Origin of the sequence: Lonsdalea britannica (assembly GCF_946477055.1) — a bacterium.
In the GTDB taxonomy this organism is placed as follows: Bacteria; Pseudomonadota; Gammaproteobacteria; order Enterobacterales; family Enterobacteriaceae; genus Lonsdalea; species Lonsdalea britannica_A.
This window is the reverse complement of the sequence record NZ_CAMKXG010000130.1, coordinates 1-9,927: the sequence shown is the minus strand read 5'-3', so window position 1 is coordinate 9,927 and position 9,927 is coordinate 1. Positions and strand designations below refer to the sequence as shown.

The following is a 9,927-nucleotide window of genomic DNA, read 5'->3' as shown; positions in this document are numbered from 1 at the left end:
ACGCTGAACTGGGTGCCGGGCAGAGAAATGACGTTCGGGTTGGAAGAGTCAGCCGCAGGTTCGAAAACCACTTCGCCATTCTGCAGGCGCGGCGTTGAAAGATAGTCTTCCATGCGGCCATAGACCGGCGTGGCGTCCATGTTCAGCAGACCGCGCTCCGCCAGCGCTTTCATCAGCGTCGGTACGCCACCCGCCTGCTGGAATTCATTGATATCGGCCGGACCGTTCGGGTACATCTTCGCCAGCAGCGGCACGACCTGAGACAGTTCTTCGATATCATCCCAGGTCAGGATGTAACCCGCCGCCGCCGCGACCGCCACCAGATGGATAGAGTGGTTGGTACTTCCGCCGGAAGCCAGCAGTGCGACCAGTCCGTTAACAATGGATTTTTCGTCCACAACGCGCGACAGCGGTCGGTATTGAGTGCCGTTGTCGGCCTGAGTGACGATATGCGCGGTGATTTTATCCGTCAGGGCCGCTCGCAGCGGATCGTTCGGCGCGACAAAAGAAGAACCGGGCAGCATCAGCCCCATCGCTTCAAACACCAGCTGGTTCGTGTTGGCCGTGCCGTAGAACGTACAAGTGCCCGGCGAGTGATACGCGTTGCACTCCATGTCCTGCAACGCGGCCTTGCCGACTTCCCCCGCGGCGTACTGCTGGCGGACTTTCACTTTCTCGTCGTTGCTGATGCCCGCGGACATCGGGCCGGACGGGACGAAAGCCGAAGGCAGATGGCCGAACGACAGCGCGCCGATCAGCTGTCCGGGCGCGATTTTGTCGCAGATACCCAGCAGCAGCGTCGCATCAAAGGTGTTGTGGCTCAGCGAAACGGCCGTCGCCTGAGCGATCAGATCGCGCGAGAACAGCGACAGATCCATACCATCCTGCCCCTGCGTCACCCCATCACACATCGCCGGGACACCGCCGGCAATCTGCGCGCTGTGCCCCATTTCAGACAGCGTTTTCTTCATCTTGTCGGGATAGGTGCCGTAAGGCTGATGGGCGCTCAACATGTCGTTATAGGCGGTGATGATGCCGACATTGACGCGGGTGAAATCCAGAATCGTGCCTTTCTGGCTGGTGGGGCAGGCCGCGACCGTATGCGCCAGATTGCCGCAGGACAGGTGGCTACGAGTTTTGCCTTGCGCCGCCTGAGCTTCCGTTTTCGCCAGATAGCGGCTGCGAGACGCCTCGCTGCGCTCCAGAATACGACGTGTGACTTGCTCAATGACTTTATTGTTATTCATTCATTCCTCCGTTTAAGCACGGCACGCTCTCCCACGTACCGCCATGACGCAGCGCTTCACTACGTCATCAAAACTGCCATCAATACTGACCGTGATCACATCGGGTTCGTTGTTCCCCGGCACTTCTAAGGTATCGAACTGGCTCTTTAAGAGCGCCGCGGGCATAAAGTGGCCTTCGCGCGCCATCATGCGAGCCAGAACCAGTTCGAAGGAGCCGGAAAGATGGATAAAGGTGACATGCTCGTTACCCGAGCGGATTTGATCACGATATTTCTTTTTCAGGGCCGAACAGACGATAACGCCGATCTCATTTTTTCGTTCAAGGCTGAAGGCCGCATCGCGGATGCGCTCCAGCCACGGGGCGCGGTCATCATCATTTAGCGGGTCTCCCCCCGCCATTTTCAGGATATTGTTGCGCGGGTGCAAATCATCGCCGTCGATAAACTTGGCGCCGATAGCCTTCGCCAGCGCTTCGCCGACTGATGATTTCCCCGTACTGGACACGCCCATCAGAATAAAGCTTTGACCCGCCATACTTCCTCTCCACCCATCGAATAAAAACGGTTATGTCAATAATCGTAGCACCGTTACCGATAACATGTTACCGGTAACAATGTAGAGTTGTGACAAAACCCTCAAAATGACCTGGAGAGGACTCGCGCGCCACAGAGACGGTACGCCGCGGCGAACGCGCCTGACTCTGTGGGCAAGTACTTGTGTGACTGGCAAACGTTAGCGCGCCAGAGATCAGTGGTCTTTGTCCCGACGCGACAGCTGGTCCAAATAGCCCATCACGAATGCGGACAACACAAAAGTCAGGTGGATAATCACGTACCACATCAGCTTGTTGTCGGCGACATTGCGGGCATCCATAAACACGCGCAGTAAATGGATAGAAGAGATCGCGACGATAGAGGCCGCCACTTTATTTTTCAGCGAACCGGAGTCCATCTTGCCGAGCCAGTTCAGCTTCTCTTTGCCCTCGTCGATATCGAGAGCCGAGACGAAATTTTCGTAACCTGAAAACATCACCATGACCAGTAAACCACCCACCAGTGTCATATCCACCAGCGACAGCAGCGTCAGGACCAGATCAGATTCCGCCACGGAAAAAATGTTGGGCAGAACATGCCAGATCTCCTGAAAAAACTTGATGGTCAGCGCCAGCAGTCCCAGCGATAAACCAAGATAAACCGGAGCCAACAGCCACCGGGCGGCGTACATCGTATTCTCAAGAAAACGTTCCATAGTACTCATCAGTCGCAGGTAGAAAGGAAGCATGATAGCGAAAATTCGCGTTTCAGTGTTACTTCCTTGTGAACGAATTTGCGCTTCTTGGGTGACCCATGAATCATGATAGAGCGGCGTACCGCCGGTATCCACCCTGGACTTCGACAGAACGGAGACTGACGGTGAGAGGACGTTGCGAGGAGAGGATAAGCGCCGAGCGCCGAACAATCATGTTGCCGCGCCGCCAGATTTTCACGGCAACGCGGCAATATGATTGGCATGGCTAATTATATCGGGTCAATGGATCTTGAATGATATTGTCTTCATTCATTCCTACCTAAGTTCCCTGGTGTTGGAATTAGAATGACTCTGTCTCGAATAAAGAAATCACGGCAATAATTATCTAATCAATAATGATTGTCATAAATACATAACAACATTATGTACCGTGCGTATCTATCTGAGCTTTTTAAACATTAACGCAGCAAAAAACGTTTAGTCAACAGATAAGTTGACGTAAAACAAACTTTAGTGTTCACTTTCAATAAGCCAATAATAATGGCAGGGATAGTGTGTAAGTTAAGAATTTTGTATGATGATTTAACCGCTGAATTCGACAAGAAATTACGCCCCTCTGGATGCGGACAAACGCTGTTTTAGCGTAAGATAAGCGGGTAAGAGGTGTTATTGCGTAAAGGATGTCTATGAAAACAACGAATGCTCAACGTAAAACCAACATCATCAAGAATATTGAATATTTGATGCGGACGCGCGGAGAAACGAAAGCGTCATTTTCAAACCGCACCGGTGTGACCCGCACAACTATCTACAAAATTCTCGATGGCCGCGTGAATAACGTACAGCAATCAACCGTGAATCGTATTTCCGATTTTTTCGGCCTGTCGTGTGAAGAAATAGAAGATTACGATCTGGAAAAGATCGAACAGCTTAATAATACCATTTCCTACGAAGGGAATAAAAATCCGGCCGCGATTCCTATTATTCCTCAATCTGATTTATTAGCGTCACAAGATAAGAAAATAGGTCAACTGGCGATTCAATATCCGCTCACTTATTTCTTTGGCGAAGAGTCAAATATGTTGGCGGTCAGGATTGAATCCGCTATCAATGACCAATTCTCACCGAACGATGTCATTATTATTAAGCGTCCGCCGGCCCTGGTAGTTAACACCCCCTCATTATGCTATTCGCAGGCGGAAGGTTTTATTATTCAGCCACCAGAGGGAAACATATCCTTTGAAAGGAAAAGATCCAGCAATATAGAACTGCTGGGCTATATCATAGAGGAAAGACTGTAAATGGAATCCAACAGAAAGTTTAAACTACTGGGATTTAACCATAGCGGCGAATTGTCAGCCAATATCATGGTGCTGGCCACCGGCAAAACCATCAGCATGGATTTAAAAGAGCTCGTGGATAACGAAATCTCAGACGATTTCAGCCGCCACGAGCTCAATGCTTTATATAAAAAGCTCTACAACAGCAAAGACATCACGACCGTTTACGACATCAGCGACCGCAACGATCGCTCATGGCATGCCTATCTGCTGATCAGCATCGCGCTGAGCGTTATTTATATTTTCTCGACCATTGCCGGGGTGAAGCCGGTCTTCGTTCCCGCGCTAAACATGGTGGTGCCGCCTGCCGTTTTCGTCTACCCCATTACGTTTATTCTGGTGGATATCCTTAACGAATTTTATGGACTGAAGTTGGCAAGGCGAACGATCCTCATCACCTTTTTCGCCAACCTCGCGTTCGTCCTCGGCCTGTGGGTGACCAGTCTGATCCCGGGACTGCCGCAGTGGGAATACGACCATACCTACAACGGTATCGTACACAGCATCATGGCGGTGCTGGTGGCGTCTTCGCTCGCCTATCTGGTTTCTGAAAACGTCAACGCCTACGTTCTGTACAAAATTAAAATCATGACGAAGTCGCGCTATCTGTTCATTCGCGTCATCACCAGTACAATTACCGCATCGGCGGTAGACAGCGTTATTTTCTGCACCGTGGCGTTCTATAATGTGCTGAGTTTTGACGTGATCAAAACCATGATTCTGTCTCAATTCATGATTAAAGTCGTTTATGCGGTGCTGGGCGTCGGCCCGATTTACGGCACGCGGAAACTGTTCAGAAGCTATATCAACGCCGCTCCGGCAAGGAAATGATCTTATGCATATCACGGAAAAAGATAAAATCACGCATCTTGGCGTTCGCTCCAGCTATCCCGATCAATACGATCCGGAACTGCTGGAAGCGCTGCCTCGCGCCAATGGGCGGGAGCTGGTCGGCCTGACCGACGCCGAGCTGCCTTTCACGGGCTATGACCTGTGGACGGCCTTTGAGCTGTCGTGGCTCAACAAGAAAGGCAAACCGATGGTAGGCATTGCCGAATTTCACGTGCCCGCCTCTTCGGTAAACCTGATCGAATCCAAGTCGTTCAAGCTGTACCTCAACAGCTTTAACCAGACGCGCATGCGCGACATTGAAACGCTGTTGTCCACGCTGGTGACCGACCTGTCTGCCGCCGCGCAAGGCCAAGTTAAAGTTAATATTTATCCTGGGCTGACCGGCTATCCGGCACAAATCGACGGTCTTCCGGGCACCGTTATTGACGATCTGGATATCGAAGTGAACGACTATTCGTTCAACCCGGATTATCTGAAATACGCCGTTTCCGAAAATGCGCCGACGGTCAGCGAAACGCTGAGCTCCAACCTGCTCAAATCCAACTGTCTGGTGACCTACCAGCCGGACTGGGGCAGCGTAGTGATAAAATATGAAGGCAAAAAAATCGATCCGGAATGCCTGCTGCGCTATCTGATCTCGTTCCGCCAGCACAATGAGTTCCATGAGCAGTGTGTCGAGCGCATCTTCAATGATATTCAGCGCTACTGCCAGCCGCAGAAATTGACGGTTTTCGCGCGCTATACGCGACGCGGCGGCCTGGATATCAACCCATTCCGCAGTAACTTCGAAGACAGCCACGCGATAGGCCGATTGGTCCGTCAGTAAGGCTCCTCGCCGCCTATCCTGACCGGAAAGGCGGCGTCATCATTTCCCATTCGGTTCCCCCTGGTTCGTCCTTCCTTCCACCTGCCTGTTATTCTTTGATATACAAAAACCATTTCACGATGCGGGTAAAACGGCCATACTGATTATTCACAGTCTAAGTAACTTCATGTCCTGACCTTATGGAAAAATGGAAACTTAACCTCTTCTCCGCTTGGGTAGGGTGCTTTTTTACCGGCATGGCCATGAGCCAGATCCTGCCGTTTTTGCCGCTGTATATCGAGCAACTCGGCGTTCGCGATCATGCGTCTCTAAATCTGTGGTCTGGGCTGATTTTCAGCTCTTCCTTCATGATTTCAGCCATCGTCGCCCCCCTGTGGGGCAGTCTGGCCGACCGTAAAGGGCGCAGGCTGATGCTGCTGCGCGCCGCGCTCGGCATGTCGATCGTCATGGGGCTGCAAGGGATGGCGACCAGCGTCTGGCATCTGTTCCTGCTTCGCGCCTTGATGGGGCTCACTTCCGGCTATATCCCTAACGCGATGGCGTTGATCGCCTCTCAGGTCCCCCGCGCTCGAAGCGGTTGGGCTCTAGGGACGCTCTCGACCGGACAAGTCTCCGGCGTGTTGATAGGGCCGATGCTGGGGGGATTCATGGCGGATCACCTGGGGTTGCGAACGGTATTTTTCGTGACGTCTGGCCTGCTATTTATCTCTTTCCTGATTACGCTGTTCGCCATTAAAGAGAATTTCGTCAAAGTCAGCAAAGCCGACCGACTGTCCGGCAAGGCGGTCTTCGCGTCTCTGCCCTATCCGATGCTGATTGTCAGCCTCTGCGTCACCACCATGATGATACAGATGGCTAATGGTTCGATTAGCCCGATACTGACGCTGTTCATCCGCGAACTGTCGCCCAACATCGAGAATATCGCCTTTATCAGCGGGGTCATTGCCGCTGTTCCCGGGGTGTCGGCGTTAATGTCTGCGCCCCGATTGGGCAAGCTGGGTGACCGCATCGGTTCTCAGCGCATCCTCATCGTCGCGCTGTTGTTCAGCGCACTGCTGTTTTTCCTGATGTCGACCATTCAAAGCGCGACCCAATTGGGGATCCTGCGCTTTATCCTGGGCTTTGCCGATGGTGCGCTGTTACCCGCAGTGCAGGCGCTGCTGGTGAAATACAGCAGCCAGCAGGTGACCGGACGCATTTTTGGCTATAACCAGTCCTGCATGTATCTGGGGAACGTCGTCGGCCCCCTGCTCGGCTCCGGTATTTCCGCCACCCTGGGATACCGCTGGGTCTTTTTGGTGACATCGCTGCTAATTGTCATTAACGCGGTTCAATTGATCTTCAGTTTCAAACGTCTGCCCAAAAACGCGACCTCCTGACGGTCGACAGAACAAACGCCGCTCATAGGCGTTCGTTCTGTCGTTTTTAATGCGCCCCGTCACAAGCCCTTTGATTTATAGAGCAATTAATTATAACCATGCTAATGTCATGGTCTAATCCCATGCCGAGCAGTAGGATCAATAGCGTTGTATGTCGTAAAAAAGGAGGCAAAAAATGTACACCGCATATGACCGATACAGAAATCCACTCAGCACGGGCTGCCGAGTCATGCAGGCAGGCTCTCGCACGGTAGGCACTATCGCCGCAATCCATGCGGAGAACTTAAAACGTGAAGACGTCCGTAAGGCCAAATGCGTTGAGCTACAGGGCGTAAATGGCTTCTTTGCACCGGAAGAACTGATGCGCCTGGGGCGTGCCTGATCTTTCTCCATCGGGCGCATCTGACGCCCGATGATCGTTTTAAACTATCCCAACATGCGTTTGCTCACCGTTCAGCGAACGCGGCGAAACGTCAGGTTAAACCGGTATTCTCACGGCATGTCACTGGGCAATGGCCCTGGTTTTAGCGGCTGAATCGCATGGTAAAATAACCGGGATTCCCCACCCCACACCACCGCATCGCCATGAGAAAGCAGTACACGCTGACAGGGATCGCTACGCTCACGTCCCCCAAACAGAAAAACGGCATTCAACCCCAATGAAAACGAGACGATAGGCTGCTCAATATCGCGCTCGTCCTTATCCTGATGAAGCGATAAACGCGCTCCCAATGAGTAGCGATTGATCAGACACGCATCGGGTTGAAATCCCGGAAAACCCGCCTCTTCGGCAGCGGCCGTCGCTAACGGATAAAAGAGAGGCGGCATTTCGGGCCAAGGGCGGCCAGAAAGCGGATCGTACGCATCGTAACGATAACCTCGATCATCGCTCACCCATCCTAAGGGACCGCAATTGCTCATCGCCACAGACATGCTATAGCCGCCCGGCGTTATCAGGTGTCTGAAAGGCGCGGAATCGCTCACCTGCTGGATACCGTCCAATAACATGCGGGCTTCGTCCCAGACATAGCCGCGCAGCACCACGGCTCCCGGCGCCAGTCTCTCCGTACGGCGCTCAGGTTGTTCATCGGCAAACAGATCGAAGTTCATGCGTATTCCTCTCTAAGTGAGTGCAGCGTTGCTCTGACCGACCTCCCGAGCACCAACAGAAACAGGGTTGCAATGAAGCCTAGACGTTAACCCAGCACGCGTGTTGTGAACGGCGAATGCACACTAATACGATCTTTTTATAGAAGACAAAAGGGGATATTTGCGGGGATAAAATAATGAAAATGCATAGCTATCATGCGTGTTTTTATTTTTTGGTACATGTTCCAGCTCGCCTTTATTTATTTAAATTAAACAAATTAATTAACTTAAATATTATTTTCAAAGCACATCCGACTGAATTCTCGCCGAATGAAACAAGCCTATCGCTATTTTCCATGAAAACATGACGGAGATTAATAATAATGTGCCCCGCATACGTAGCACTCGTGGAAATAAAACCATAACATTGTAGCGTCTATTACTTTTGTCGCAGCACGAAACGCACCGCTCTAATGATTAAGACTGCGCAAAACACGCCGCCAGGGCGATAAAACTGAATGAATTCATAAACTATACGGCCTTAAGTGAGAAACCAATGTCGAATAAAACTTTTCATTACCAAGAGCCTTTCCCCCTCGGTAAAGATAAAACCGAGTATCGCTTGCTCTCCAAGGACTATGTTTCCGTCACGCAGTTCGACGGTCAGGACATGCTGAAAATCGCGCCGGAAGGACTGACGCTGCTCGCGCAGCAAGCCTTCCACGATGCTTCGTTCATGCTGCGTCCCGACCACCAGCAGCAGGTCGCCGATATCCTGAGCGATCCGGAAGCGAGTGAAAACGACAAATATGTCGCGCTGCAATTCCTGCGCAATTCGGAAATCGCCGCCAAGGGTATTTTGCCGACCTGTCAGGATACCGGAACCGCAATCATTGTCGGCAAGAAAGGCCAGAACGTCTGGACCGGTGTCAACGATGCGGAAGCGCTGTCGCACGGCGTTTACAACACCTTCATCGAAGACAACCTGCGCTACTCTCAGAACGCACCGTTGGACATGTACAAAGAGGTTAACACCGGGACCAACCTGCCGGCGCAGATCGACCTCTACAGCACGGAAGGCGAAGAGTACAAGTTCCTGTTCGTCACCAAAGGCGGTGGTTCTGCCAACAAAACCTATCTGTATCAGGAAACCAAAGCGCTGCTGACACCGGGAAAACTGAAAAACTTCCTGGTAGAAAAAATGCGTACGCTGGGCACCGCGGCTTGCCCGCCGTATCACATTGCTTTCGTCATCGGCGGCACCTCTGCAGAAACCACCCTGAAAACGGTCAAGCTGGCCTCCACGCACTACTACGATGAACTGCCGACCGAAGGCAACGAACACGGTCAAGCTTTCCGTGACACCGCGCTGGAGCAGGAATTGTTGGAAGAAGCCCGTAATCTGGGTCTGGGCGCACAGTTCGGCGGTAAATACTTCGCGCATGACATTCGCGTGATCCGTCTTCCGCGTCACGGCGCATCATGTCCGGTCGGTATGGGCGTATCTTGCTCCGCAGACCGTAACATCAAAGGCAAAATCAACCGCGACGGTATTTGGCTGGAACAGCTGGAGCAGAACCCTGGCAAATACATCCCGGCACATCTGCGTCAGGCTGGCGAAGGCGAAGCGGTCCGCATTGACCTTAACCGACCAATGGATGACATCCTCACCGAACTGTCTCAGTATCCGGTCTCTACGCGTCTGTCTCTGAGCGGTACGATCATCGTAGGACGTGATATTGCTCATGCGAAGCTGAAAGAGCGTATCGACAACGGTGAAGGTCTGCCTCAGTACGTTAAAGACCATCCGATTTACTACGCAGGCCCGGCCAAAACGCCGACTGGCTATGCCTCCGGCTCTTTGGGGCCAACCACCGCGGGTCGTATGGATTCCTACGTCGACCTGCTGCAGTCCCACGGCGGCAGCAAGATCATGCTGGCGAAAG

At 52.3% G+C, this 9,927-nt stretch carries 10 protein-coding genes; 6 read left to right on the top strand and 4 right to left on the bottom strand.

Features of this window, described 5'->3' with window-relative positions; translation table 11 throughout:
* The 3 genes from Q7O77_RS10220 to Q7O77_RS10210 form a co-directional block, all read right to left on the bottom strand.
* A partial coding sequence (locus tag Q7O77_RS10220; RefSeq protein ID WP_304166588.1) for a dihydroxy-acid dehydratase occupies positions 1-1,247 on the bottom strand: 1,247 nt, incomplete at its 3' end.
* Positions 1,248-1,259: 12 nt separating this feature from the next.
* Complete coding sequence (locus Q7O77_RS10215) at positions 1,260-1,781, bottom strand: gluconokinase (protein WP_304166587.1); 522 nt, start codon at positions 1,779-1,781, stop codon at positions 1,260-1,262.
* Between the two features lie 213 nt (positions 1,782-1,994).
* Positions 1,995-2,495, bottom strand: a complete 501-nt coding sequence (locus tag Q7O77_RS10210; protein ID WP_085652267.1) for a TIGR00645 family protein — start codon at positions 2,493-2,495, stop codon at positions 1,995-1,997.
* A 686-nt stretch (positions 2,496-3,181) separates the two neighbouring features.
* On the opposite strand from Q7O77_RS10210, the gene Q7O77_RS10205 reads away from it, so the two are divergent.
* The 5 genes from Q7O77_RS10205 to ydfZ all read left to right on the top strand — a co-directional run bounded on the left by Q7O77_RS10205 (position 3,182) and on the right by ydfZ (position 7,274).
* Positions 3,182-3,796 (top strand): helix-turn-helix transcriptional regulator, encoded by a 615-nt coding sequence (locus Q7O77_RS10205; RefSeq protein ID WP_304166584.1) that lies wholly within the window; start codon positions 3,182-3,184, stop codon positions 3,794-3,796.
* Complete coding sequence (locus Q7O77_RS10200; protein WP_085652231.1) at positions 3,797-4,666, top strand: queuosine precursor transporter; 870 nt, start codon at positions 3,797-3,799, stop codon at positions 4,664-4,666.
* Between the two features lie 4 nt (positions 4,667-4,670).
* On the top strand, positions 4,671-5,513 hold the full coding sequence (queF, locus tag Q7O77_RS10195; protein WP_304166579.1) for an NADPH-dependent 7-cyano-7-deazaguanine reductase QueF: 843 nt from the start codon (positions 4,671-4,673) through the stop codon (positions 5,511-5,513).
* Positions 5,514-5,692: 179 nt separating this feature from the next.
* Positions 5,693-6,892, top strand: coding sequence for a multidrug efflux MFS transporter (locus tag Q7O77_RS10190; protein WP_304166576.1), 1,200 nt, complete (start codon positions 5,693-5,695; stop codon positions 6,890-6,892).
* A gap of 175 nt (positions 6,893-7,067) precedes the next feature.
* Positions 7,068-7,274: a putative selenium delivery protein YdfZ gene (gene ydfZ, locus Q7O77_RS10185; RefSeq protein ID WP_304166574.1), complete on the top strand. Its 207-nt coding sequence runs from the start codon at positions 7,068-7,070 to the stop codon at positions 7,272-7,274.
* A 110-nt stretch (positions 7,275-7,384) separates the two neighbouring features.
* On the opposite strand, the gene alkB is transcribed toward ydfZ, so the two are convergent.
* On the bottom strand, positions 7,385-8,002 hold the full coding sequence (gene alkB, locus Q7O77_RS10180) for a DNA oxidative demethylase AlkB (RefSeq protein ID WP_304166571.1): 618 nt from the start codon (positions 8,000-8,002) through the stop codon (positions 7,385-7,387).
* A gap of 535 nt (positions 8,003-8,537) precedes the next feature.
* Between alkB and Q7O77_RS10175 the strand changes: the two genes are divergently transcribed.
* Positions 8,538-9,927, top strand: a 1,390-nt coding sequence (locus tag Q7O77_RS10175; protein ID WP_304166568.1) for a fumarate hydratase, incomplete at its 3' end; no start/stop codon positions are given.